24 protein-coding genes are annotated in these 26282 nt (G+C 42.4%); 13 read left to right on the forward strand and 11 right to left on the reverse strand.

Annotation, left to right across the window (positions count from 1 at the left end; genetic code table 11):
- Nucleotides 1-138 precede the first annotated feature (138 nt).
- Complete coding sequence (locus RMZ95_RS01940; protein WP_322683357.1) at nt 139-1797, reverse strand: tyrosinase family protein; 1659 nt, start codon at nt 1795-1797, stop codon at nt 139-141.
- A gap of 741 nt (nt 1798-2538) precedes the next feature.
- Between RMZ95_RS01940 and RMZ95_RS01945 the strand changes: the two genes are divergently transcribed.
- Both RMZ95_RS01945 and RMZ95_RS01950 read left to right on the forward strand, forming a co-directional pair.
- Nucleotides 2539-2895, forward strand: coding sequence for a hypothetical protein (locus RMZ95_RS01945; protein ID WP_322683358.1), 357 nt, complete (start codon nt 2539-2541; stop codon nt 2893-2895).
- A gap of 212 nt (nt 2896-3107) precedes the next feature.
- Entirely contained in the window at nt 3108-4604 is a 1497-nt protein-coding gene (locus RMZ95_RS01950; protein ID WP_322683359.1) for a family 10 glycosylhydrolase, read from the forward strand.
- Nucleotides 4605-4715: 111 nt separating this feature from the next.
- Here the strand turns inward: RMZ95_RS01950 and RMZ95_RS01955 are convergent, their stop codons facing one another.
- From RMZ95_RS01955 to RMZ95_RS01970, 4 genes are all read right to left on the reverse strand, one after another.
- Nucleotides 4716-5342 (reverse strand): phosphotransferase-like protein, encoded by a 627-nt coding sequence (locus tag RMZ95_RS01955; RefSeq protein ID WP_322670742.1) that lies wholly within the window; start codon nt 5340-5342, stop codon nt 4716-4718.
- A gap of 318 nt (nt 5343-5660) precedes the next feature.
- The gene (locus tag RMZ95_RS01960; protein ID WP_322683360.1) at nt 5661-6257 is read right to left on the reverse strand and encodes a molybdenum cofactor guanylyltransferase; all 597 of its coding nucleotides are present in this window, start codon (nt 6255-6257) and stop codon (nt 5661-5663) included.
- A gap of 100 nt (nt 6258-6357) precedes the next feature.
- Nucleotides 6358-8415: a thioredoxin domain-containing protein gene (locus tag RMZ95_RS01965; protein WP_322683361.1), complete on the reverse strand. Its 2058-nt coding sequence runs from the start codon at nt 8413-8415 to the stop codon at nt 6358-6360.
- Nucleotides 8416-8753: 338 nt separating this feature from the next.
- Nucleotides 8754-8909, reverse strand: a complete 156-nt coding sequence (locus RMZ95_RS01970) for a hypothetical protein (protein WP_322670745.1) — start codon at nt 8907-8909, stop codon at nt 8754-8756.
- 478 nt (nt 8910-9387) lie between these two features.
- Between RMZ95_RS01970 and clpP the strand changes: the two genes are divergently transcribed.
- Complete coding sequence (gene clpP / locus RMZ95_RS01975) at nt 9388-9999, forward strand: ATP-dependent Clp endopeptidase proteolytic subunit ClpP (protein ID WP_322670746.1); 612 nt, start codon at nt 9388-9390, stop codon at nt 9997-9999.
- Between the two features lie 650 nt (nt 10000-10649).
- Nucleotides 10650-11123, forward strand: coding sequence for a hypothetical protein (locus tag RMZ95_RS01980; RefSeq protein WP_322670747.1), 474 nt, complete (start codon nt 10650-10652; stop codon nt 11121-11123).
- A 405-nt stretch (nt 11124-11528) separates the two neighbouring features.
- Here the strand turns inward: RMZ95_RS01980 and RMZ95_RS01985 are convergent, their stop codons facing one another.
- Both RMZ95_RS01985 and RMZ95_RS01990 read right to left on the reverse strand, forming a co-directional pair.
- Nucleotides 11529-12383 carry a hypothetical protein gene (locus tag RMZ95_RS01985; protein WP_322683362.1) on the reverse strand — a complete coding sequence of 285 codons (855 nt, stop codon included), beginning with the start codon at nt 12381-12383 and terminating at the stop codon, nt 11529-11531.
- A gap of 101 nt (nt 12384-12484) precedes the next feature.
- Complete coding sequence (locus RMZ95_RS01990; protein WP_322683363.1) at nt 12485-13369, reverse strand: hypothetical protein; 885 nt, start codon at nt 13367-13369, stop codon at nt 12485-12487.
- A 1091-nt stretch (nt 13370-14460) separates the two neighbouring features.
- Between RMZ95_RS01990 and RMZ95_RS01995 the strand changes: the two genes are divergently transcribed.
- The 3 genes from RMZ95_RS01995 to RMZ95_RS02005 all read left to right on the forward strand — a co-directional run bounded on the left by RMZ95_RS01995 (nt 14461) and on the right by RMZ95_RS02005 (nt 18446).
- The gene (locus RMZ95_RS01995) at nt 14461-16815 is read left to right on the forward strand and encodes a ribonuclease R family protein (protein ID WP_322670750.1); all 2355 of its coding nucleotides are present in this window, start codon (nt 14461-14463) and stop codon (nt 16813-16815) included.
- Between the two features lie 17 nt (nt 16816-16832).
- Nucleotides 16833-17453, forward strand: a complete 621-nt coding sequence (locus RMZ95_RS02000; RefSeq protein ID WP_179065018.1) for a flavin prenyltransferase UbiX — start codon at nt 16833-16835, stop codon at nt 17451-17453.
- A 291-nt stretch (nt 17454-17744) separates the two neighbouring features.
- A complete protein-coding gene (locus RMZ95_RS02005; protein WP_322683450.1) occupies nt 17745-18446 on the forward strand; it encodes a LapA family protein in 702 nt (233 codons plus the stop codon).
- Between the two features lie 19 nt (nt 18447-18465).
- Here the strand turns inward: RMZ95_RS02005 and RMZ95_RS02010 are convergent, their stop codons facing one another.
- Nucleotides 18466-18660, reverse strand: coding sequence for a hypothetical protein (locus tag RMZ95_RS02010; protein ID WP_322683364.1), 195 nt, complete (start codon nt 18658-18660; stop codon nt 18466-18468).
- Nucleotides 18661-19457: 797 nt separating this feature from the next.
- Between RMZ95_RS02010 and RMZ95_RS02015 the strand changes: the two genes are divergently transcribed.
- Nucleotides 19458-20003 carry a shikimate kinase gene (locus tag RMZ95_RS02015; RefSeq protein ID WP_322683365.1) on the forward strand — a complete coding sequence of 182 codons (546 nt, stop codon included), beginning with the start codon at nt 19458-19460 and terminating at the stop codon, nt 20001-20003.
- An 11-nt stretch (nt 20004-20014) separates the two neighbouring features.
- On the opposite strand, the gene RMZ95_RS02020 is transcribed toward RMZ95_RS02015, so the two are convergent.
- Nucleotides 20015-20638, reverse strand: a complete 624-nt coding sequence (locus RMZ95_RS02020) for a Uma2 family endonuclease (protein ID WP_322670755.1) — start codon at nt 20636-20638, stop codon at nt 20015-20017.
- A 495-nt stretch (nt 20639-21133) separates the two neighbouring features.
- On the opposite strand from RMZ95_RS02020, the gene argB reads away from it, so the two are divergent.
- Nucleotides 21134-22030, forward strand: a complete 897-nt coding sequence (argB, locus tag RMZ95_RS02025; RefSeq protein ID WP_322670756.1) for an acetylglutamate kinase — start codon at nt 21134-21136, stop codon at nt 22028-22030.
- Between the two features lie 71 nt (nt 22031-22101).
- Here the strand turns inward: argB and RMZ95_RS02030 are convergent, their stop codons facing one another.
- Nucleotides 22102-22554: a hypothetical protein gene (locus RMZ95_RS02030; RefSeq protein WP_322683366.1), complete on the reverse strand. Its 453-nt coding sequence runs from the start codon at nt 22552-22554 to the stop codon at nt 22102-22104.
- A 169-nt stretch (nt 22555-22723) separates the two neighbouring features.
- Here RMZ95_RS02030 and RMZ95_RS02035 point away from each other — a divergent pair, with 169 nt between their 5' ends.
- From RMZ95_RS02035 to pyrE, 3 genes are all read left to right on the forward strand, one after another.
- Nucleotides 22724-23266, forward strand: coding sequence for a tetratricopeptide repeat protein (locus RMZ95_RS02035; protein ID WP_322683367.1), 543 nt, complete (start codon nt 22724-22726; stop codon nt 23264-23266).
- A 316-nt stretch (nt 23267-23582) separates the two neighbouring features.
- Nucleotides 23583-24380, forward strand: coding sequence for a DUF3153 domain-containing protein (locus RMZ95_RS02040; RefSeq protein ID WP_409882135.1), 798 nt, complete (start codon nt 23583-23585; stop codon nt 24378-24380).
- An 82-nt stretch (nt 24381-24462) separates the two neighbouring features.
- On the forward strand, nt 24463-24996 hold the full coding sequence (pyrE, locus tag RMZ95_RS02045) for an orotate phosphoribosyltransferase (protein WP_322683369.1): 534 nt from the start codon (nt 24463-24465) through the stop codon (nt 24994-24996).
- A gap of 75 nt (nt 24997-25071) precedes the next feature.
- Here pyrE and RMZ95_RS02050 read toward each other — a convergent pair whose 3' ends face one another.
- A complete protein-coding gene (locus RMZ95_RS02050; RefSeq protein WP_322670761.1) occupies nt 25072-25425 on the reverse strand; it encodes a helix-turn-helix domain-containing protein in 354 nt (117 codons plus the stop codon).
- Between the two features lie 146 nt (nt 25426-25571).
- On the opposite strand from RMZ95_RS02050, the gene RMZ95_RS02055 reads away from it, so the two are divergent.
- The gene (locus RMZ95_RS02055; protein WP_322683370.1) at nt 25572-26189 is read left to right on the forward strand and encodes an FMN-dependent NADH-azoreductase; all 618 of its coding nucleotides are present in this window, start codon (nt 25572-25574) and stop codon (nt 26187-26189) included.
- Nucleotides 26190-26282 lie beyond the last annotated feature (93 nt).

The following is a 26282-nucleotide window of genomic DNA, read 5'->3' on the forward strand; positions in this document are numbered from 1 at the left end:
TGTTGTTGGCAAATTCAGTAGCTTAGTGACAAATAGATGAAAGCGATCGCATACCTCATATAATTGAAGCGAGATAAACGCGATCGCCTTGAATTCACTCAAAGTCTTTCAAACTGCTTATATTAAGTCAGATTTTAGTTACGCTAATTTGCGTAGCGTAATATTCTCAATGTAAATTTCCTGCGAACGAGCAGTACTATCTGAGACAAACTTTACCTCTATATTTTCTGTCTGAGGCTCTTTCAATTCAGATAACTGTGCATTCACTTCTTTAGTGACATCAAAAACAAAGGTTTTACTGTTTGCATCTTCGCCATGCACATCAAAGAAGTTAACAGAACCAACATAGTAGCGATCTATATCGCTGATTATGCTAGAGATCGACTTGGTACGGGGCAAATTGACATAGACGTTATAGTTGCCGATTGGTTTTTCTGTGAAAGACAATTTAACTTCCAGCAAATATAGTTCCTGTCCCACGGATTCGTTTGCAGTCCGAGCGTCTAATAATACTGGAATTTTTTGCAGAGGAGTAGATAATGGCACAGTCACATCTGTCAATTTATTTAAGCTCTGATGAAGTTGTTGCCCATCAGCCAGAACAGAAACGGGTGAGGCTAGTCTAGCCCTCAATTCTGTTGGTTTTATGACAACGCTTTTAACAAGTGCTACTTTTGCATCTGGATCTAGCCGATCGTATTTATAGTCCACACTATAAACTGCATCAATGACTGATTGGGGAGTGTTGTGACTCACTAGATTACCATCTTCATCAGCAAAGGTATAGATTGGGGCTAAATTCGATGGTAGGGGCAAATCCTCCGGTTTCGCTTGTCTAGCTTCTTTTTGTTCTGGGTTTGTTGGTGCTTTTTGCCAAGACTCCCAATAGCGATCGATGCTAGAATGATGTATCCAAAAGATAGTATCGAATCCAGCAGTACCAACATCTCCCATTAGCCCGATTTGAGCGGGAGCAGGCTGATTATTCCAGATAGGATTGGCTGCATCACCAACATCACCACCTATATAACCATGCATTTCACCATGAGGTGAGTTCTCAATTTGATTACTAAAATTGAGAGGCGATTGATTAAAAATATTAGTCTTGTATGCTTTGTTTTTATCCTTCTTAATCTGTTGTTGTTCGATTTGTTCAACCGCTCCACCGACAAAATTGAGGACACTATTTCTCAAGTCTGTATATAGAGAGCTAGATGTGATAAATTCCAGTGGCATGGTTCTTTTATCTGCCCTAGTGTAGTCCCAGTATGGAATTGCAAATTGAGGATCTTTAGAAAGTTTACGAACAATTTTCTCAAAGTAAACTAGGTAAAGTCGATGCCAAGGTAAAAAGTTCTTGCCAGCAATTTGAGCGATGGGTAAGTTTAAATTTTGATCGCGTCTTCCATGAGTGCAATGTTGCCAAGCCTCTAACAGTTTTTGTACCTCTTGTTGCTGCTGTGGATCGTTGAATGCAGCTTCAGTATATTTGTTACAGAGTGAGTTACTCTGGGGAAAATTACTCAAACCTGGAGTCCAATGGATTGCACCTTGGTAATACCAACTTTTAGAATCTTGACAAGCCAAAGCTCGCATTTGTGCCAAGGCATTTGCCAATGAGTTTAAATCCTTTTTACCTTTTTCAGAGAAAACACTACTGCGAGTATATTTTATCTGCTTGATTTGCGCACCTTGGATATTTGGCTGTAAAGATTGGGCATACGCTTTACTTGGCCCTAGCAGAATGCTGACAGTAGTAAATATTGCTAAAATCAAAGCGATCAATAATTTCTTCATAATTTTATTGTGAGTTTGAGTAGCACAGCAATATACGGATATAATCTAAGATATTCCGCATTTTAAATATTTTTTGCTTGATTCAGCTAGAAAAAATAAGTATTTTATTCCAGCTGCTACTTAGGCAAAATGCTAATATTCCTCTCACAACAAAAAACTACTAATTTATCAGAGTTTTTAAATGGGGAATATACATTGATATTAAGTATGACACTATGTCATATTTCATTAAATCAGAAAAAAATAATTATGTATTTATTGTGTACAGAGTTTATTCTATTTAACAAAATACTTAAGACTTCTAAACATAGCGGTTCAAAACTGTGTAGGTTTTGAGAAAAAGTGAAAGGAAAAATAAAAAAGCTTTAACCTAAACTCAATTCCAAGTTAAAAATGCTTTAGCCTAAGCAGTATTGATAGTACAATATGCTTGGCTTAAGGGTTATTGGTGTAGATAATTGGTCTTTCAATACGCGATTTATTGCGTCTCTACATCTGGGTTTTCTTGCTCATTCTGAACTGTATTGATTGATGTGAGTGGAGATTGAATGTTAACTTTCGGCTGCATCTTATTTTTGAGAAATAACTTCTCCAAGGTACAGAGAAGTCTGAGTGGCAGCTTCCTTCACTCAGAACTTTGGTGGAGCTGGGGAATATAGAGTTTGAGAACTATTTTGCGTAAGCCTCCGAAAGACAAGGAAGGAAGAAGTAGCGTTGATTGCACAATTTGGAGTTCCCCAAGTGGCGAAACCCACGCTCCCTAGAGCCATTCATCCCGATAACAGACCGCTGTTTGTGGTAGGGTTAATCAACAGTGAGCTTAGTAGTGAATGCATTGGTGCTATACCAATCGCCACAGAGCCAACTGTTCTGCCTAGTCAATGGCAGTCGATTAAAGTTATAGCTGAAGCTGAAGGTGCATCCAAGTTAGTTACTGAGTCAGAGAGTTTATTATTTTACATATCTAAATTTTCTCAAACTTTTGTAGTGGGCTGGAAAGCCAGCTCAGTTAGCGACTTCCAGTTTAAAAAACATCCCATCCCTGCGGGATGCTTTGCGAACGTAGGAGTACAATGTCTAAAACCCCTAGAAATGTAAAAATAATTTTGGATAATTTATTTTTTGTCAGTTCCTTAATGTAATTTCAATGTGGAACAGCTTATAAAAAATATGGCAACAGAAATACGTGTTTAGGAGTCTTGAAAAAGTAGGTTTCAAAATCTTTGTTAGTGAACTATAAATTTTGATACACATTGCCCACAATTATCTAAGTTGGGGCCGATGATTCTTGTGTCCATCTACTGCTAGATATGTCTAACCCTCCCTTGAACTTTGCAAGATCAACATTATTTTGGCGTAGCCTATTCGCTGTCGTTTTTACCAGTGGTTCGTTGCTTCTCAACTTGGGAAGCGAACCAGCAAAGGCGCAAGTAACTGAGTATTGCCAGTTATCATCAGCGGCGGCGCAACAAAAAGAAAACTTACGTTTGTTAGCGCTTAAAGGTAAACAAGATGCTCAAACGCGTTACCAAAGCATAATACAAGAACAGGCGCAGAAATTAAAGCAATGTCGCTCTCAAACTTGGCCGCAAACCCAAGCCCTTTGGTTACGCTTGTATCCCTGTGACGTTCAGCCAGGAATAATCGATCAGATTATGGATCGCATTGTTAATCGTGGCTATAACCAAGTTTATATAGAAGTATTTTACGATGGGCAGGTACTTTTACCAGCAAGAGCTAACCCGACGGTTTGGCCTGCTGTAATTCGCACTCCAGGGGCAGAAAATATTGATATACTCGCTACGGCAATTAAAAAAGGTCGGCAACGTGGTTTGAAGGTCTATGCCTGGATGTTTACCACAAATTTCGGCTATACTTACGCCCAGCGCCCAGATAGAGAAAGTGCGATCGCTCGTAATGGCAAAGGTCAAACAAGTTTATATGTGGTAGATAATGGCTCTCAACTATTTATCGACCCCTACAACCTGCAAGCAAAACGAGACTACTACAAATTGGTACAAGAAGTTTTGCGCCGTCGTCCAGATGGCTTGCTATTGGATTACGTGCGTTATCCTCGCCAAGCTGGAAGTGATTCTATCGCCACTAAAGTTTCAGATTTATGGCTATTTAGTCCCGCAACCCAAGAAGCTTTATTTAAACGGGCACAGAATTACAAAGGGCTGGACTTGATTCGCCGCTTTTTGAGTAAGGGATTCGTCACTCGTGGAGATGTAGCTGAAGTTGATAAGCTTTATCCCCAGGAAGGAGAACCCCTTTGGCAAGGACGCATCCCACTAGCGCAAAAGTCAATCCTGCCTGCAACCGATAGACAACCAGTTTTACAATGGGAGTTGTGGCAGCTTGCCGTTGCCCACGCTATGCAAGGAATTCTAGATTTTGTCACCATCGCTAGTTACCCTGCAAAGCAGCAAGGTGTTTCTACAGGAGTGGTGTTTTTTCCTGATGGCAACCAAACTGTTGGACAAGGGTATGATTCCCGTTTACAACCTTGGGATCGGTTCCCCAATACATTAGAATGGCATCCTATGGCTTATGGAAATTGCGGTAATGCCAGTTGTATCGTGTCGCAAGTGCAAAGGGTTTTGAGTATGGCAAAACCGGGTACACAGATAATCCCAGCTTTAGCCGGTCAGTGGGGAAAATCTGTTAGTAATCGTCCATCCCTAGAGGTGCAAATGCAGGCACTCCGGCAATTTGCCCCCCAACTGAAGGGAGTTAGCCACTTTGCCTATTCTTGGCAATATCCTCAGAATGATAGCGATCGCAAATTCTGTCGAGTTAAGTAGACTTTTTGCAGAATTAGTAAAAAGGGATTGAATTTCCCTTTTAACTTTTAACTGATAGAATCACACACTTTACAAATTCATACTAAATATAGTTAACATCATAACTACAGCTTAAGTATAGTGTGTAGCGAGTCGTTGGAATGCCGAGGGTGCTGGACTATCTGCGAGGTACTGGCGTATTATCTCAGCACACGCACCTGGGCTTAACAAAGAGGTATCAACTTCAAGATCATAGATGCCAGGGATGTGGACTTCACGTTGCCATAACTGAACCGGATGTGGTATTGGGGAGTCAGCTGTACTTCCCACATTCCACCCGGTGTTTTGTCGTCGTTCCATAACGATCTCGATGGGGCAGTGAACGCCTACGAACAAAACCGGCAATCCCTTCAAACGTCGGGCACTATCAGCCAGAATACCCCGCTTTATTGCGTAGGCGTCATGGTGTCCGACATCAACCACGACATTCAGACCCAAACGGCTGTGGGCAGCGATAGACTCATACATAGCGCTGTAAAGAATGGGAACAAAGGGTTCGATGTCCTGGCGTTCTCCCCCTGGCCGCAAACCGATCCCAGGGAGGTATCGTGCGGGAGTCATTTGCATAAATCTATCAACACCCAAATTCATCCACAGACCATCAAATGTCTCCTGAATCACTGCGACAATGCTCGACTTCCCCGATCGCGGGACACCATTCAGGATGATAATCTGTCCTAACTCCTGTGTCTGCCCCATGATTCCTCCTAGCATCCTTAATACATATAGTTAGCAGTTCCACGTTAGGGCTAAAACGTTGAATAGGCAAGAATTCAGGAGTCAGAATTTAGAATTCAGAATCAAGACGCTGCGCATAGCGTCTCTGAAAGAGAAGCCTCTCGAACGCGAGTGCATTTCCTTTTGGGAAAAGAGAAGGCTTTACGCTGCGCTATCCGCCAGTTCTACAGAATTCAGAATGAATTTAGGACTCTTGAATTCTGTTCGATTGTCCGAAAAATGACTTTATTACCAAAGTTTCGGCAGGTTCAGTTCGCGATTAAGTCCCTACTTTTCAACTCAATTTAAAGCCAAGTCCTCTGGTGTATTACAGTTAAATAGCATTTCGGGTTCTGCTAAGGGCAAAACTTCTACCGGATATTGCCGAAGCCACTGCTGAAACGATCGCCCGCCTTGGTTGATAAACTCTAGGAGTTGTGGCAGACAGCGACGGCGATAGAAACCACACAGAGGCTCCCAACCTTTGGGATGATAAGCTAAAGCTGCGATCGCATTATCCCCTACGCGATCGAGTTGAGTTATCCAATCTTGCAACACCTCAACCCGCAACCTCGGTAAATCGCAAGCTAGCAGCAGCACCCATTCTGTCTCGACTTCGGCTAGCCCTTGAGCAAATCCAACTAGAGGCCCGTGGGCTAAAGATTCTCCAGACAAAGGCACTTCTCGGATAAACTGACAACCAGGCAAAAGCAAGTCTTGATAGCGTTCTGGCCAGGGAGTTACTACATAAACTGTATCAGCACAGCTTTGAGCAATCCCACAAACTCGCTGCAACAATGGTATCCCTTGAATGGGAATCAAGGCTTTATCTTGACCCATCCGAGAACTCTTACCCCCAGCTAACACAATCGCTGTTAATTCGCTTCTGGTCGTCATAGTTATACATCGAATTGGGGTCTGGGTACTAGTAACTGGGGATTAGGCAGTAGAGATAGAGAGGAGAATAATACATATTCAATGCCCAATGCCCAATGCCCTATGCCCTATTTTGACTTTTCTCCACTTGCTGCAATAAATGCTCTACACTTTCTGCTGGTGCAAGACACTTCAAGCCTTGGCAAACTAACCCAACGCTTCCCTCTGGTAAATCAGATGTTATCGCAAACACAGCTGCGGGTAAATACTTGGGAATCAAAGCGTTGATTTGCTCAGTGGTGCTGCGAATCAAGGTAGAATTACGATACCAATCCAAAGCTGTAAACAAGCTGGGACAAGCTTGGGGAGCGCGATGCATTATACTCCTAAAAGCTTTCAAACCAAGTTCCGCTAAATCCAAATAATCTAGATTATCGGTGAGTAGGGCAAGACGGACAAGGTTAGCGATCGCAATTCCATTAGCTGATGGTGTAGCATTATCTGCATAACTCCGCTCTCTGACAATTAAATCTTGACTAGAATCGCTTGATGTGTTATAGTAACCATCTAATTCTACACTCCAGAGAAATTCGTTGAATTCATCTTGGATAGCGATCGCATTTTCTAACCATTGCTTATGCTCAGGGTTGCAAGCTTGTAAATCCAAGAGAGCTTTAACAAACAAAGCATAATCTTCAGACTGCGCTAAAACGGTTGCTTCTCCTTGATAGTTGAGTCTCTGGAAACGTTCATTGACAAACTGATTTTCCAAAATAAAATTCGCCGCTCGTGCTGCTAATTCCAGATATAACGGTTCTTGAAAAACCCCAGCAGCCTTAGCCAGCCCAGAAATCATCAAGCTATTCCAGGCGACAATCATCTTTGTATCTGTCACCGAGGGAATGCGACCTGGCCAGTTAGTAGTTTTTGCTTCCTGGTTGTTACGAGCTGGGGGAAAAGTTTCTAGTGACTCAGAATTAACGCCATAACGGACGGTAAACAGCTTACTCAGTGCCATTTCCAGCGTTACACTCAGTTGACCTGAATTCCTTCTTTGTAAAACATTACGTCCTTCAAAGTTGCCGTTAGGCGTCACCGTAAACTGCTGTTGTAATGCCGTTAATTCTTCAGGCGTTAACAGTTGTTGTAATTCGCTGTAACTCCAGACGTAAAAGGCTCCTTCTTCTGGTTCTACTGCCGTGGATTGGGTGAAGCTGTCGGCATCTTGAGCAGCATAGAAGTAACCTTCAGGCGCAGTCATTTCCCGCTTCAGCCATTGTACAGTTCCAGCAACCGCCCTCTCAAAGGCTGGCTCTTGTACTCCTGCACTCCATAAAGAAACCAGATACTCGACAATTTGTCCATTGTCGTAAAGCATCTTTTCAAAGTGGGGTACTGTCCAAGTCGGGTCAACAGTATAGCGATGAAAACCACCGGCTACATGGTCATAAATGCCCCCTAGCGCTAAGTCTAGTCCTCGCTGGGTAGAAACTTGCTTGCCATCATAGCGAGATTCAAAATTAAATCGAGTTCCCCGCAGTGCTAATTCTGTGTAGGGAATCATCGGAAAGCTATTGCCAGATTGATTAGGAGTAATTACACCTGTGCTGGTTTCCCAACCTTGGCGGAGTAATTCCCGGTCTTCAAGCTCATCTGTTGTACCGTCTTGCAATACCGCAGACGTGAGCAGAGACTCAATAATTAAGGCTTTGCGTTGCTGTAATTCTGCTTTTTCGGTGTCGTAATAGCGGCGAAGGGCTTGCAACACCTGTAAAAATCCCGGACGACCATAGCGCGGGTCTACAGGAAAATAAGTACCAGCGTAAAAGGGCACTAAATCTTCTGGGGAAAGAAAAATATTTAAAGGCCAACCCCCTTGACCGCTCATCATCTGCAAAGCTTGCATATAGATGCTATCGAGGTCAGGTCTTTCTTCCCTGTCTACTTTGATGGGAAGATAATTGGTATTCATGTAGTCAGCGATCGCAATATCAGAAAAAGCCTCGCCTTCCATGACAGTACACCAGTGGCAACTAGAATAGCCAATGGAAAGAAAAATCGGTTTATTTTGCGCCCTTGCAGTTGCAAGTGCTTCATCACACCAAGGCCACCAATCAATTGGGTTTTCGGCGTGTTTGCAAAGATAGAGGCTCTTAGCTTCAGCAAGGCGATTAGTCATGATTAAATGCAATTAGTTGCCTTCTTTGCTCAGTCTATCCTGTTCTTAGGAGTGTGAGCCTAGACAGCTATATACATTAAGTAAGAAATTCAACGAGCGAATTATCCCTTTGTTTTTAATCTCGCCTAAGTAAGTTGGTGTAAAAAAATGCAGTTTTGTAGTCAACTAACTACAAGGCAATTAATTATCTTTATATAAGGGACTTTCAGCAAACGTAGGGGTACAAGGCTTTGTGCCCCTAAAAATCTACAATTAATTTGGGATAATTTATTTTTTGTCAGTCCCTAATAATTGGGTTTATGTCGCCCTATTACACCACTGCAACTTATGAAACATTTTTATTGAAAAGATCGCAATAGCAAGCTAACAATATTTGGTGGTGTTTCTCGCACAGGTGATGCTGTCTTTGTTTGTATTAAAGTATTTGGGCTAAGTCCTGCTATCAGATGGAGCAAGAAGGTGATGATGGCGGCTTGCATAAGTTTTTCCAGCATGGCACGTCTCTCTCTGAATGGATAGCATTTCAACTGTGACTGGTTATTCTAAATACACCTCGTACTCCCGATTTACCGAATCTAACAAAAATAACTTGATAAATGCCGAAGGAAATCCTAAAAAAATGTTTAAAATGTTACTGGTAGTTAACATAATTTCCTAAGCAAATCGGATTTCGGTTATCGGTTTAATCAATACATCGCCAAGGTTGTACAGCAAAGTCCGAGATATAAGATTGGCAACAATTGAAGTTTTTTGATTTATTCTTTCCTAAACCGGGATATTTTCTTAGATAGCTTTTGTCGCTAAAAAGTGCCCTTGGAGGTTGAATCTATTGCAAAAGCAGATTTTGCTCCTTTGGTGAATAAGACAGAATAGCCAAGATTTACTTATATCTACTTGGCAATAGTAGAGATCAGCCCCAGTTTCGTGCTGTCACCGATAAAATGTATTTAAAGTAGCCACAAACACGCTTCCATGATTCCTATCGTTATTGAACAATCGGGTCGAGGTGAACGCGCCTTTGACATCTACTCACGGCTGTTACGTGAGCGCATCATCTTTTTGGGACAACAAGTTGATAACAATATTGCCAACTTGATTGTTGCCCAACTGCTGTATTTGGATGCTGAAGACCCGGAGAAAGACATTTATATGTACATCAATTCTCCCGGTGGTTCGGTGACGGCTGGTATGGGCATTTTTGACACTATGAAGCATATTCGCCCTGATGTCTGTACAATTTGTACCGGATTAGCAGCGAGTATGGGCGCTTTTCTCCTCAGCGCGGGTACTAAGGGTAAGCGGATGAGTCTACCCCATTCTCGGATTATGATTCATCAACCTTTAGGCGGCGCTCAAGGACAGGCGACTGATATTGAAATTCAGGCGCGGGAAATTCTGTACCATAAGCGGCGGCTAAACGACTATTTAGCTGAACATACAGGTCAACCAATTGAGCGCATTGCTGAAGATACTGAACGTGACTTTTTCATGTCGCCAGAGGAAGCCAGAGACTACGGTTTGATTGACCAAGTGATTGACCGTCACGCCGCTGGTAGCCGCCCAGCAGTTGCTGTTCTTAATTAATAGTCACGATTGGTAAATGATGATTTACCACTTTTAATTTCCTTAAACCCTAAAAATAACCCCTTTTCATAACTGAAGAGGGGTTATTTGACTTACAGCAGTTTTTATGTATTTAGACCACAATTATGAGACCTAACCCCAGCCCCTTCCCTACTAGCGTTGGGGAGAAAATCAAAGCCTCTCTCCTCGTAGGAGAGAGGAATGGAAGTGAGGCCTATTTGTGGTTCATTTACCTGAAAATAGCTGTAAAAACTCGATTTTAAAGGGTCAAGATCCTATTTGTCGAGATGAAGGTAGTCTCAATCCGATAGCAGATATTGAATAAATTCCAACTTTTGATTGTCTGAAGATACACATTTCGATCCTGACATAGGATCGTCAAAAGTTGGGAATAACCATAATTTGTCGCTTTACACTAGCCTCAAAACTAGTTTGCTGGAGTAGAGCAATGTTATCAAAACAAACTTTTTGTGACTAAATAATACCAAGCAATTTGAATTTTATTTTCAACTTCATACTATTAAGGTCTTTTTCAGACTGCATTTTTTTTATTAAAAGCTTAATTTAGATTTAGATTACAAAGACACTAAGTCATTTTGTACAGTGTGTAATACCAAAAATCAATACATTTATGTTTAGGAAGAAACATCATGAATTGCTTCAAATCAAGTCTTAAGCTAACGTTACTAACTTTATTAACTTGTGGATTGGTTTCCCCAGCTTTTGCGACACCCGATAACGACAATAGCATTTTTGCAGCCGATTTTGAAGGGAATTTGAATAGTGGTCAAGGATTTCTTCAGATTAAAGGCGATGTCACCACCACCGATGACTTAGAAGACTTTAGAAAAGTCCTACTTACGGGGCGCTCTAATTTACGTTTAAGACTGGAAGGCGTTGCCCCGAACGGAGGACGGACAGATTTGTTATTAGTTAGGGATTCAAACAACAATGGTCAAATCGATCGCAATCAAGGCGAAGTGATTGGCCAAAGTCGTGACTCATTTTCCCACCAAATTACACGCCAGAATCTAGCCGCAGGAAATTACTTCGTCATTATCCGAAGCAGACAGTTTAGCTCAAACAAAGTTCAGTATCAAGTCAGTGTAGATGCACGGGTGTAGTCAGTTCTGTAAACTCGCCGATCAAAAGCGCGATCGCGCTTTTGATCTTTCTCAACTCAAGAGGGTATTTTTCCCTCGTTAACCCTAACCCACTAATTGTCTACTTTGTCAATGCATAAGTTCTAAACGAATCAATTCTGGATAGCCCAGGTGCGGTACAATTTCAATTCGCACACGAGGCATAGTTAATCACAGTTTTATTTCCGCCCAAATAATACTATCTTTGGCAAATTCGTATTAGTTATTACTAGGAGTTATGCAAAAATTGCTAAAAAGCTTAATTTATCGAACCACCTTCTCTGTGAGAGGCTGACGCCAAGGCGCAGCGTATCGAAAAGAAGAGCGCCGAGAATTCGTAGAGTGTGCGTAACTCCTAATTACAAATGAAGAATCACAAATGACTAATCAAAATCCCGCTATTGGGTCTGGCTGAGATTGTAAGTATTTGAGAAATCCATGTAATTCTTCTTCAGTCAGCAAAGTCCGCCCGCGCTTACCATAGACTTTAATCAGATGTTCTCGTCCCTGTTCTGGTGTCCAGCCTAAGCGCTGGATTTCGACATCTGTTTTAGCAATTACATCCGACAAATCTGCTGGTGTTGGTTGAGATGCAAGGGATGCAAGGTATTGCCGGAAGTCTAGTAATTCTGCTTCTGTCAGCAAAGTACGCGATCGCTTACCATAAGTTTTAATCAGATGCTCCCGTCCCCGTTCTGTTGTCCAGCCTAAACGCTGCATTTGGACATCGGTGTTAGCCAATATCTGAGATAAATCCTCAGAAGATATTCTAGTAATTACATTGTCTGATTCTTCTGAGTATGTAGAGAAATTTTGGAACTCTTCATATTCTGCATCAAGATTGCTGGGGTATTCTACTATAGGTTGAGCTTCAAAATATTTGAGTAATTCTAATAGTTCTTCTTGAGTAGGCGAATTCTGACTTTGCTTGCTAGAAGTTGTTGTAACATACTCCTGTTCCTCCTCTTTCATCCAACATAACCGTTCGATTTCAGAATTAATTTGTCCCTGCTGTTCCATCCAACATAACTGTTCGATGTCAACATTAATTTTGGCACTCACAACTCGATTTAATGGTTGAGATTCAAGGTATTGAAGGAAGTCTAGTAATTCTAATTGTGTCAGTAAAGTACGCGATCGCTTCCCATAATTTTTTATGAGATGTTCCCGTCCCTGGTCTATTGTCCACCCTAGTCGCTGCATTTCAACGTCTGTTTGAGCAATTACTTCAGAAAAATTCACAGGTCATAGCTTCCTTACTGTTTCAAGAGCCTATGTTATTAGTCATTAGCCTTTACAAATGACTAATGACCAATGACAAATGACAAATGACAAATGACTAATCAAAATCCCGCTATTGGGTCTGGCTGAGATTGTAAGTATTTGAGGAATCCGTGTAATTCTTCTTCAGTCAGCAAAGTCCGCCCGCGCTTACCGTAGGTTTCAATCAGATGCTCCCGTCCCTGTTCTGGTGTCCAGCCTAAACGCTGAAGTTCGACATCTGTTTTAGCAATTACATCTGATAAATCCACTGGTTCAGCTTTTTTCTTTCTCTTTCCTGTCACTGACGGGGTAGCGACATTTTCTTGAGGGCTGTAACTCCGGGGTGTAAATGGTGTGACATTGTTGGCAGAAATTGCCGGAAAGGTTTGATTTTCTGGCTGGTTATCAAAATTTATTTCCAAGTTCTCAACTGGCGGATCGAATTCTAGCTCCTGCTTGGCAGTCATCGGAAAGTTTTGACCTAAATCCTGACTATAGGTATCGTTTAGAGGCGCAGCATTGCTGTACCCGTATTGTTCATTACTGCTTGTTACTACTTCTGGTTTGATATTCCGTTGTTTGGAAGGCGGTATAGAGATTTCTTTGTCGCTGACTGCTGGCCACTGACTACTAACAAAATCCTTATCTTTGGCCGAGGAATAAGCAGCAGGCTCATTCAATCCACCTTTAGTATTCAAGTCAGGATTTAGCTGTGCTGGGGGAACTGGATTTGAGGTCAACGCTACTGATTCTGGTGGCGCGTTTGTAATACCCAAAACTACCAGTGCCCTGGTTCTAGCTTGGTCTTCTGCTGCTTCGACTGTTTCTGCTGCTGCCATACCCGTAGCACGGGTTACGCCTTCAATTTGCACGCTTGCCCGAACAATATATTTTCCTTGAAAAATTTGCACTAATTCAGAAATCAAACTGCCCTGGGGATACAAGCTCTGGAATTGAGCCAACATAATACTGCTACCAATCTAAATATTTTTAATAACGGCGTTGATACTGCTTGTATGTTTAAGCTCTATCAGCTGCCCTTACTTTAATTTACATCCACTCGATACCCAGGATGCCTGCCAATATTGCATTTATTCATTTTTAATTGCCTACTATGTATTATCAGCTTCTTGGCAGGCGATGAGTAGGTATAATTCTCTCCTCTAAGCCGTCAAGGTGATATTCTTGCTTTGCCTGGTGTCCCAATTGTAGCAGTAGCTCTTTTTTGACGAAATTTTTGGTCAGTGCTAACTTATCTGGGTAGTCTTGCTTGCAATGCTATACTGATTACCCAAGTCTATATCTAGAACTATTTTCTGGAAGTGCGCTCTAAATCTACAATAATGGAGATAAGGTTCGCCCTCGCTGCTTATTAAGCTGCTTACCTAATTGTTACCGATTCTACATGTGGGAAAATTGGGTTCACCAGCAGTTCCTCCTAGTTAAAAATCAGAGTCTAATGGCGTAAAATTACCTTCTCTCTAGACAATCAAACACCTGTAGTTTCCACGCCACTTGACGGCAGTTGCTCCACTTGGGGAGACCCCTTAGCGCTAGCATCTCCCTTTGGGAGAAGACCGCACTGCCTCCTCCACTTGGGGAGACCCCAGACGCTCGCAGACTCGCTAAGGCTTTTAGCGTCTCCCCTTGGAAAAGACCGCAGTGGCTCCCTTGCATAGCGCTTTTGGGCAGTATGGATTCTCTAAACCCAGCTTCTTAAAAACCCGTTGCGTAATTAACTAGCGGGGCTAAATTTTAATCAGGTGTGCAATCTTAAGTTTGGTTAGGTGAAGGGACTTGAACGCAGGCGAATTCTGAGAGCATCGTGCAGTGAGAAGTTTGTAAACGCCCAGAGTTGTCCGTGGGTCGGCTTCTTTGCAAAGGAACTGCGGGAGTAGTTTCCCCCTCTTACTGGGTCGGGCTTCCTTTCCTTAGAACTTAGGAAGCTTGCTTCAGAGCAATTAGTTTCCAGCTTGTTTCTGTAAGCCGTGAGGGTATACAGAAATGAACCAGATTAAACAACAAATGATGTTTTGACCAAAGGTCGGTTCACTGCATGGAATTTTCAATCGCTACACTCCTTGCCAATTTCACCGATGATAAATTGGTAGCTCGGAAGGTTTTAGAAAAGAAACTTGGCTGTGAAGATGAAAAAAGTTTACAAAAACTTCACATTGCCTTAGATGTTCTGGAAAAAATCGGTATTTTAGTGAAGGAACGGGGCAAGTACCGCCGTGTCTCAGAAGAGGGAATAATCGAGGCAAAACTCCGTTGTTCTAGTAAAGGCTTTTGCTTTGCTATTCAAGATGTGGAAGGAGCCGAGGATATTTACATCCGCGAAAGCCATTTGAGTAATGCTTGGAATGGCGATCGCGTTTTGGTAAGAGTTCTCAAAGAAGGCAGTCGCCGTCGCTCTCCCGAAGGTGAGGTGAAGCTGATTCTCGAACGCTCTAACCACACTTTACTGGCACGAATCAAGCAGGTAGAAACTGGTTTTCGGGCTGTGCCTTTAGACGATCGCTTACTGTTTGAACTCAAGATTCAACCTAACGGGGCGAAGTTAGAAGAAGCGATCGATCATCTGGTTCATGTGGAAGTTTTGCGTTACCCGTTGGCACAATATCCTCCCCTTGGTCGAGTGGTGCAAATCCTCGGTAGCGATGCCGAAGCCGCTGCTGATATAGATTTAGTTACGTGCAAACACGACCTTTCCCGGACTTTTCCAGATAATGTTCTAGAAGCAGCTGCGAGGTTGCCCAAAAAGCTCCTGAAAGCAGACCTGAAAAATCGGCTAGATTTACGTAATTTGTTTACTCTCACGATTGAAGGAGTAAATAGCGATACCAAAGTTATAGAAAACGCTTTTAGTTTAGAAAAAAACTTAGCTGGAAATTGGCTTTTGGGCGTTCATATCACCGATGTTTCTCACTATGTCCAACCTGATGAAGCCTTAGATAGAGAAGCACTCAAACGGGGCAAATCAGTATATCTAGGAGAATTGGTGTTACCAATATTGCCCCCAGCAGTAGCAGAACGCTGTTCTTTAGTACCTGGGAGCGATCGCTTAACCATCTCTTTTTTAATTACCATCGATCCCCAATCGGGAGAAGTGCTGGAATGGGAAATTCAACCCAGTGTAATTAACGTCGAGACTGCACTGACTACAGAACAAGCCCAAGCAATTCTCACAGGTGAAGTTGAAGATAAATCATCACAGGTTTTCCAAATCCTGCAAGACCTCCAAGCCTTGCAAACTGCCGTGAAACAGGTACGCTTGACTCGTGGTAGCCTCCAGTTGAATCTGCCGCCTAGCCAAAACGCCTATTATGATGAAGGGATTCTCGGCGCTGTGGTGGTGAATGATTTACCAGTGCGATCGCTACTCACGGAGTTGGTACTGTTAGTTAATCAACTGTTTGCAACTCACTTAAATGCTCTTGGTGTTCCGGCTATCTGGCGAGTCCAAGGTACTCCTGATGTTGAAGATGTCCAGGAAATGTTGAAATTGGCAGTCAATTTAGGCGTTGACCTCACATTAGATCCAGAAGTTGATATCCAACCCTTAGATTACCAACATTTGACCACAGCTTTTGCTGAATCTCCCTCCGAGCAAGTTCTTACTTACTTGTTACAAGATACACTGAAGCCGTCTGCATACAGTACCACCAAAGGATCTCACTTTGGTCTGGCACTACCGCAATATGTCCACTTTAGCGCTCCCTTGCGGCGGTTCCCAGATTTGCTCATGCAGAGAGTGTATTACACGCTACTGGAAAACGGACGCGATCGCCGCAATACCCGTGTCAGAGAGCGGGTTAACCTACGCCACTCCTCCAGCCACGAGGAAATTAACTGGAACGTTTTACCCCCAGAATTGCAACAAGAACTGCAAAGCGATTTGACCAGGGTAATTGTTCAAATCAACGACCGCGAAAAAGAAGTCCAAGAAGCCGAAGCCGATTTAGCCGGACTGCAAAAAGCCCAACTGATGAAGCAACGCATCGGTCAGGTATTTCAAGGCGTGATTACCGGGGTTCAATCCTACGGTTTCTTTGTGGAAATTGAAGTGCCTGCGGCTGAGGTGGAGTCCAGCACTAATCATGGTGTGCCTTTGCGGGTAGAGGGATTGGTACACGTCAGTTCTCTCAAAGATGATTGGTATGAATATCGCGCCAGACAACAGGCACTGTTTGGGCGCAAAAATCGCGCTTCTTATCGACTAGGCGATCGCGTCGCCGTGCAAGTTAAGAGTGTCGATTACTACCGTCAGCAAATTGATTTGGTGACAGTAGGCAGCGATGGTGTCGCCAAAGGTTTAACTGGCAATGATTCTCGTGATGACCTTTCAGACCTCTACTTACCAAATGATATGGAGCCTGATGACCTAGATCCTTACTCTGAGGACGAGTAAAATCCACTACAACTTACGTGTCAAATAACACCAAACCTTTAATTTTAGGCGTATCGGGCGCATCTGGTCTGATTTACGCTGTTCGCGCAATCAAATTTTTGCTAGAAGCCGAGTATAGCATTGAATTGGTTGCCTCTAAATCAACTTACATGGTTTGGCAGTCAGAACAGGAAATTCGGATGCCACCAGAACCAACCGGGCAAGAACAATTCTGGCGAGAGCAAGCTGGTGTTGCACTTGCCGGTAAACTCCGGTGTCATCCTTGGAGCGATGTCGGAGCCGGAATTGCCAGCGGTTCCTTTGCCACTCTGGGGATGATGATTATTCCATGCAGCATGAGTACAGTAGCAAAGCTAGCGGTTGGCTTGAGTTCCGATTTACTAGAACGGGCAGCGGATGTCCAACTCAAAGAAGGGCGAAAGCTGGTTATTGTCCCGCGTGAAACGCCTTTTAGCCTCATCCACCTGCGTAACTTAACTTCTTTAGCAGAAGTTGGAGTTAGAGTTGTCCCCGCTATTCCCGCCTGGTATCACAATCCCCAAACCATTGAGGATTTAGTTGATTTTGTAGTTGCCCGTGCTTTAGATCAACTAGATATTGACTGTATCCCAATTCAGCGGTGGCAAGGTCGTCGCTAATACCCTGAGTAGATTTATTAGACCTCTTGCAAAAATATATTTTTCCAAGACAGGGAAAAGGGTAAAGGTTAAAGGGGAAGGGTTTTGAGTTTCTTTACCCTTTTCCCCTTCACCTTTACCCCGACAAATGCCAAGAAGTCTATTGTAAATTTCACAATAGTCTTAAAAAGGTAATGATAGAGATGGCTGATAGTGTCAGTAGTCAGCGAACAGTAATTAGTGAAGAATAACTAGACCGATCGCTGACTATTGATAATTGACTGCTGATAATTGACAACTGACAAAATTGCTATGGCTGTAATTCGCTTAATTCTATTGGTGGCAGTACTGGGAGGACTAACGCTGTTATTAGTCCAAAATTTCTCACCTGCCCTATCGCTAGTATTTTTGGGCGTGCGAACTCAACCATTACCACTAGCGATATGGATTTTGTTCAGTACTGCCACTGGTGCTTTCACATCGATATTGATTGCTACCTTATTTAATTTATCCAATTATTTTGTAGCAGGACAACGCCAAACTCCTAACAGAAGAACCGCCCCTTCAAGTCGTGCGAAGGCAACCCAAAGAGAAGAACCGACATCTCGCCCTGCCAGTCCTCCACCACCAGCTAGTAAAAGAGAAGAGTCTAGCAGTGAGGGATTTGATGATTGGGAGACAAATAGCAGTAGAGATGATGATTGGAACTTTGATGAAAAGTCAGAAGAAGTGCCTATTCCTAATTCTCAAGCTCAACAACCTAAAGACTCAACAACTTACGAACGTCAATCAGAAGCCAAAAGCACTTCTCGGTCTGGTTCAGTTTACTCCTACAGCTACCGCGAGCCAAAAAATACGGCTGCGGGAAAAACTGAATCAATTTACGATGCTGATTACCGAGTAATTATCCCCCCTTACCAGCCGCCAACTACCAATCAAGCCGATGATGATGATTGGGAATTTTTTGAGGATGATGATGATTTTGAAGATGATGGTAAACGCCCCCGTCGGTGAGATGTAGCAGGCTACATCTCTATTTAATGCCACACCGTTCTCTAGATTCCTGCTTGACCCTACCAGTCATGGCAGCTTCTTGCAAAATCATGAAAGCATTAAAATCTTCCAAGTCATATCGGGTAGTCAACAGTTGTCGTAGTTGATCTTCAGCTTCAACTGTCAAATAACCAGTTACTAAAGCTCTTTCTACAACGTCACGAATTCGAGTCATGGTTGACACCTCATTCATACAATATTTATTCATTCAGGCTTATTGGGGTGGAATATGCAGTAGTCTTTGTGTCGAAATTTCAATTTTTTTGCAAGGTTTTTTTGGGCGATCGCGGTAAATCAGTCATTATTTACACCTTTATTAGAAACATTTAATTGAGCGGGTCTTGTTATAACTGAACTTTTAAAATAACGACCCTGTGCTGTTAGAAACACAGTATTATGTATACTTAAAATTAACAATCAGAGTAAAAACCCTGATTATTCAGATAGACAGATATTGTATGGATAAAGTTTCAAACAAGCTAAGTTAATTTTTTGGTTAAGCATAGGCATTATTATGCAGCAATTACCTAGTTACTTCCGAAAAATTACTACATTCATAAGAAATTCATCAGTAATAACTGATGATAATTTCAGAGAAGAATCGTTAATTTCTTGCCTAAGTTACTTTAAATACATTAATAACGGTAATTATGTCATTTCGTTCCTCTTAAAATAGAAGATGAATTTGCAGATTTTAAAAATAATTGGAAGTTAGAAAAGTTATAAGTAAATTTGAGAGAAACAAAGTGAAAAACTTTGATATCTGTTGAAAATAAATTTATTGAGGTTTATTTTGTTTTTGTATGCCTGCGGAAATTACTAATATCGGCATCAAGTTGTAGTAGTAAACTATTAGAGTTTGCGCGATTATGTATCAAACTCCGTATTTTTAAGTCCTAGATTGAATCGTTGAGTTTATAATTTAAAGCTGTGACTCAGCACTCAAAACTTATAATTGGAGCGAAGCAACTGGTGAGCAGCTTATTACAAGGAGTCAACCTGTACTTAATTGGTATTATGGGCGTTGGTAAGACGACAGTAGGGCGCTTACTAGCAAAAGAACTGGGTTATGGGTTTGTAGATACCGATGGTGTCATTGCCCAAGCAACAGGTAAATCTATCAATCAATTATTTGCAGAAGTTGGTGAAGCAGGGTTTCGTCAGTTAGAAAGCGATGTACTTTCACAAGTTTGTGCTTTTACAAAGTTAACTATCGCAACTGGTGGCGGAATTGTATTGCGGCGAGAAAATTGGGGTTACTTGCACCACGGTTTGATAGTGTGGCTAGATACGCCAGTGGAGATAATTTACAGTCGTTTAGCTGAGGATACCACAAGACCACTGCTGCAAGATATCGATCCTAAAGCTAAGTTGCGATCGCTCCTCGAACAACGAACACCACTTTACTCTCAAGCCGATTTGCACATCACCGAGCAAGAGGGAGATACACCTGAAGATGTTGCCAAGCGAATACTTGAGGCAATTCCTAGCGTTCTCAAAACACAAGTTTCTCATTAAGAAGACTCAAATTACCAAATTTTGCCCATCCGTAGGATAAATCCTGGTAATTCTGGATTACCATTAACTGCTTCGGGATTATCCAAAATTTCAACTTCTCGATTCGGACGATAAATGTAGACTTTTCGATTTTGCCGATCGATTAACCAGCCTAGTGATGCACCGTTATCGATGTACTCCTGCATTTTCTCTTGTAATTTGATCGGGCGATGTCTACGACGGGCTACGCCTACGCTAGATGAGCGTAACTCAATCACAAAGCTGGGACAAATTGGTGCAAATGAGGCTTTTTGTGCATCTGTTAAGGCGTTCCAGCGCTCCAGTTCAATCCAAGAAGCATCAGGGGAACGCATCGCTCCATTGGGTAGTGTAAAACCTGTACTGGAGTCAAAGCCTATGCCAGTGCCATCTTGTTCAGTCCAATACCCAAGCTGTGCAGCAATGTTAAAGTTACGGTTGCCCGTATCTGAAAAAGCTGGGGGCATGATGATGACTTCCCCATTGGCAGTACGCTCAATTCGCAAATCTCCATTGGCTTGGCAGAATTCATAGAACTGCTCATTTGTCATCTGCACAAGGGAGGGGAAATTTACCGTTAGGGGTGTGCTTTCAGTTTGAATTAGCAGCGTAGTCATTTTCATTCCCTAGCTTCAGCCGAATGGTTTCAATTCTAGAGGTTTGAAGCAAGAGCATTGGTTGTGATAGCAACAAGTCGAACAATTTCCAAATGTGGAATTAGCTTTTGCTTGGACAAGAGACAGAAATGCTCCCCTTGTTTTAGGACAGATGAATTTTTTCTTAGAATTAAATGTATGTTTTTATTGTGCTGATTTAGCATCTGAGATTAGCCCTAAATAAAATTATTTGTTTGTTTCCAATAATTCGGTTTGCGCTTACGATGCGCGATGTCTGATAGCAAGCCGCAAAGCGTCTACGCAACCCCAAAAACCTGCGCTTAAGTTGTGGGTGACGCTGCCTACTATCCTGGCATTTTAGTGTTAAATCTCCATAAAGGGATCGATAGAACCCAAAAAGCTTATTTTGCTCTTGGCAGCTATGAGATATTGTTACAAGGTACAAAGTCTTCTACACTGACTGCATAGGTTTTAACTCTCTCTGTTAGGCTCCTCATGACGGTCAACGATTCTGAATACATCAGGCAAGCTGAAGCCACTCGTGTACGTGTACTCAGCGAAGCACTACCTTATATTCAACAATTTGCCGGTCGCACTGTTGTTGTCAAATATGGTGGCGCAGCGATGAAAGATAGCACACTCAAAGACAAAGTTATCCGCGACATTGTATTCTTGTCCTGCGTGGGCTTGCGTCCGATTGTAGTCCACGGCGGTGGCCCAGAAATTAACAGTTGGTTAGATAAGCTGGGCATCGAACCACAATTTAAGAATGGTCTGCGAGTCACTGATGCCGCCACAATGGATGTGGTGGAAATGGTTTTAGTTGGTCGAGTTAATAAAGAAATTGTCTCCCTGATTAACCAAGCTGGTGGATTGGCTGTAGGACTTTGCGGTAAAGACGGTAATCTATTTACAGCCCGTTCTCAAGGTGAAGAAGGCATCGGCTTTGTGGGGGAAGTCAGCAATGTAAATATCAAGATTTTGGAAACCCTCGCTAGCAATGGCTATATTCCAGTAGTGTCTAGCGTCGCCGCAGATGAAACGGGACAAGCTTATAACATTAACGCCGATACTGTAGCCGGGGAAATCGCTGCTGCATTAGGTGCAGAAAAGTTAATTTTACTGACCGACACCAGTGGAATTTTAAAAGATTACAAAGACCAATCTACTTTGATTCCGAAAGTAGATATTCGTGAAGCCCGCGAGTTGATTGCTGATGGTATAGTTAGCGGTGGGATGATTCCCAAAGTGAATTGCTGTGTGCGATCGCTTGCTCAAGGAGTCCGTGCCGCACACATCATCGATGGTCGCATTCCCCACGCGCTGTTACTGGAAATCTTTACTGATGTTGGGATTGGGACGATGATTCTCGGTTCGCAGTTTACCTATTAGAGTGCCGAGTGCTGAGTGAGAAGTGAGGAGTGAGGAGTAAAGAGTTCTTATTATCCCCTCATCTCCCTACTCTACCGGGGATAGGTAATAATAACCCGCGATCGCCCACCACTAAATGGTGTACGAGGCCATGAATTATTGATAATTACTGGATTAACTAGAGTTGAGTCTCGAATTGTTGGATTAATCGGCGTGAAATTTCTCACGTTTTGCCTAAACTGGGGATAGGAATAATCGCGGTAATGATTACGTTGTGGCATTAGTCCTGTTGTTGGGTCTACAGGCATAGGCATGGGAATCGGACTACCATAAATAAAGGAACCCACAGAAGGCGACGATTGCCTGACTCCATAACCACCATCATTTACGAACACGCGCTGGGTAGAATGCGATCGCCTGACTCCATAACCACCATCAATCCCGAACGCGCGCTGGGCGGATGCTGGAGCAATGCTTACACCCATCACTGCTAAAGTCATACCTGCTAAGAGCCAATTCAGTTGCGAATGCTTGATTTTCAACATAATTTTGCTCACCTGCATTTGATACCAGAATTTTTAATCAGAAAATAGTTGCAGCTACTTACTTAAAATTTTAGAAGTTTATCTGCTTCAGATTGCCAGCTTTTGAAAAGATTCCAAAAAGATTGCTGGCATTGGCAAAATGAAAATAGTGCTAATTTTTGTATAAGACGTGAGTACAGAAAGTCTAGAAATTGCTAAAACCCGCTACCAGGCTGGGAAAGTTGCCTTTGAGAATGGGCAATACCGTGAAGCCGTAGAAAATTTAGAAAAGGCCAGCGCTTTATTAGCTCGTAATTCTCGTCTTGGGGGCGAAGTAGAAATTCATCTAGTGACAGCTTATGAAGCGGCTGGACGCACGGATGATGCGATCGCTCTTTGCGAAAGACTCAAACGCCATGCTCATTTTGAAATTGGCAAACAAGCGCGGCGGATGCTTTATATCTTAAAAGCACCAAAGCTGAAAAGACCCAGCGAATGGATGACCGAAATCCCCGATTTGGGCACACTAGCCGATAATGAACTCAAAATTTCTGTACCTGCTAAGTCTCCAAAATCTTCTGGGGAGCAAAAGCCAAAACCTGCCGAGCCAGAATTCGTTGACCTCAGTCAGGTCAATACCAGAGATAATCGCTTTATCTGGGTGGCGCTAATTGCCATTGGTTTAACCATCTCGTACTTGGTTTGGTTGAATTTTTCCGGAACTCCTGGCTGATAATAATTTTGGATTTTGGACTTTGGCTTCGCTCAGTCGAACGATTTTGGATTTTAGATTCTTGTGGTTTATGCTTCACCCAGAAGGGTTGAGGCATGAAGCAAAATCCAAAATTTAAAATTTTTGAGCTTTATCTGCTTATCGGTGGGGTCAATCCAAAATCCAAAATTTAAAATCCAAAATCTGTTGACTTTGGGGGAGATTTATAGTTATGAATTCTTCAATTTTCGGAAAGATTTTCTTGTGGTTAGTCAGATCGTTTAATTTTGTGTTGGCAAATATGAAATTGCCCTCACGAGTGAATGGCCGAAATCGAATGAACCGCGTCTTTCCCATCCGAAATCCTATTCTTTGGCTAGTGCTGTTAACATCTCTCCTACTGACGGGCTGTGTGAAGTACGATGTGGGGCTTAACTTTGACAACTCAAATAGTGGCGAACTAGTACAGCATATTAAGTTGGGAGAACGGCTAACCAGTTTTAGCGGCGATTCGGTGTATGAGTGGTTAAAGAGCATAGAACGCCGCGCCCGTCAACTTGAGGGTAAAGCACAGCGAGTTTCCCCAGAAGAAATCATCGTCACAATTCCTTTTAGCAGTGGTAGGGAATTGCAAGAGAAGTTCAACGAATTCTTTAACTCCCATGCGAATCAACCCTCTGAGTCTGTACAGAGCGAATCTGACTCAGGACTGCCGAAAATTGAATCAAACGTCCTCTTGGAGGAGAATAATTTTTTACTTTTAGTCCGAAATCGGTTGATTTATGATTTGGATTTGCGATCGCTCTCTCTAATCGCTAGCAAAGGTAACGTCCTAGCTAATGCTGGTTCAATTCTCGATTTGGAATTTAGCTTGAAGACTCCTTGGGGAGCCAAAAATATTCAACTAACTGAAACTGCAATTGAGCCAGAAAAAAATGGCAATCAATTAGTGTGGAAACTCCAGCCTGGTGAGCTAAACCACATAGAAGCTGTTTTCTGGCTTCCTAGCCCCCTTGGTATTGGTGGGTTGTTAATTATTCTGTTTGTCTCAGGAGGATTGTACTTGAGATATAATTTCATGCCAGATCCGAGAATTCAGTTTCCTCCCAAAGTAGCAGCAATCCAGGAACAGTAGACTATTTATCTGTTAAATATTGTTAGCGAAGCCGATGCATTTTCCATCGGCTTTTTTACCTTTTCCCCAGCTTTTTGTAAAAATGAGTCATAGCGAATTAGCCAAAGAAATTGTTCGTGTTTCCTATTTGAAAGGCGAGTTTCGGTTACGTTCTGGTCAGATATCTGACCATTACTTTGATAAATATCAGTTTGAATCTAATCCTTTGTTACTGAAGCAGTTAGCTAAAGAAATGGTAAAAAAGATTCCACCAGGAACAGAAATTTTAGCAGGACTAGAATTAGGGGGAGTTCCTTTAGCAACAGCAATTTCATTAGAAGTTGAATTACCAGTTGTCTTTGTTCGGAAGACAAAAAAAGAATATGGTACTGAGAAGCTAGCAGAAGGAATTGATATCCAAGGAAAAAAATTGTGTATCATTGAAGACGTGATTACAACAGGTGGTCAAGTTGTAAAAAGTACCGAAGCCCTGCGTCATGAGGGAGCGATCGTGGACTTTGTACTCTGCGTAATCTGGCGCGGAAGTACACAAGACAATAGTCTTGAAAAAGCTGGTATTCAAAAACTTCCTCTATTTGGTATGGAGGATCTTTCGGTGTGGATGGAACTGTCTTAAAGCCCACAATTAAAATATCTTAGACAATAGCCCTAAAAATACTTAGGTTTAAGATAAAACTTGTATAATTTAAGCTTAAACATTACTATTGCTATGTTCTCGTTGTTCGCTGCCATACCAACGTTCAGCAAGTCCATTGAGTTGATGAAGGATTTCAATGAGTTCCTGTCCGCGTTCTGTAAGACCGTAAGTGACTTGAGGTGGGATAGTTGGTTCATACTGGCGATAAATAATTTCTGCTGCCTCAAGCATCCTCAGTCTTTCTGTCAGCATTTTGGTTGATATGCCTTCTACTTGGCGCTTCAATGCACCAAAACGAGTAGGCCCGCGATTACACAACACCCATAGTATGTACATTGTCCAGGGGCCCGATAATAAGGACATCAAAATACTGATTGGGCAAGCATCAGGATTTGTAGAAGCAGACATCGATAAGTTAGCCAAAATTATCCAATAGTTACTATAAAGTAACTACTTTACTTTAGTAACTAGTTACTTTTAGTATCTGATGTAATGCTTTGAAATAAAGATTTAAAAAAGTAAAAGCAGAAATCCTAGTTAATCAGGAGATATTTGTGGTAAACATTCTACATATTGATTCCAGCCCCCGTGGTGAACGATCGCACTCCAGAGAATTATCTAAGGAATTCGTCAGTGCTTGGAAAGAAGCGCATCCTGAAGATGCGATCGCCTATCGAGATTTAGGGCATCACCCAGTTCCTCACGTTGATGAAGCTTGGATTGCGGCGGCATTTTCACCACCAGAAACCCATACTCCAGAATTAACTGAGGCAATTAGGATTTCTGACGAACTGGTTGATGAGTTTTTGGCAGCCGATCGCTACGTCTTTGGAGTGCCAATGTATAACTTCAATATACCTTCCACTTTTAAGGCTTACATCGACCAAATCGTTCGCATTAACCGGACTGTTGCCTTAGATGCTCAAGGTTTTAGAGGGTTAGTCGAAGGTAAAAAGGCAGTTATCATTACAGCTCGTGGCGGTGACTTTAGCGCCACCTCCCCAGCCGTTGCCTACGACTTCCAAGAACCCTACCTGCGGACGATTTTCGGCTTTATTGGGCTTACAGACATTCAATTTATTAACGCTAATAGCTTGAATGAAGGTGATGCCCGCACCCAATCTCTATCACAAGCACGGGCAGCAATTAAAGATTTGATTCCTCAGTGGTAATGTGATACGGGTCATTGGGCATTGGCCATTGGGAAGGAGGAGGCAGAAGGCAGAAGGCAGGAGGCAGAAGTTCTTTAATTTTGAATTTTGAAT

This window comes from Nostoc sp. DedQUE07 (assembly GCF_034530975.2).
In the GTDB taxonomy this organism is placed as follows: domain Bacteria; phylum Cyanobacteriota; class Cyanobacteriia; order Cyanobacteriales; family Nostocaceae; genus Nostoc.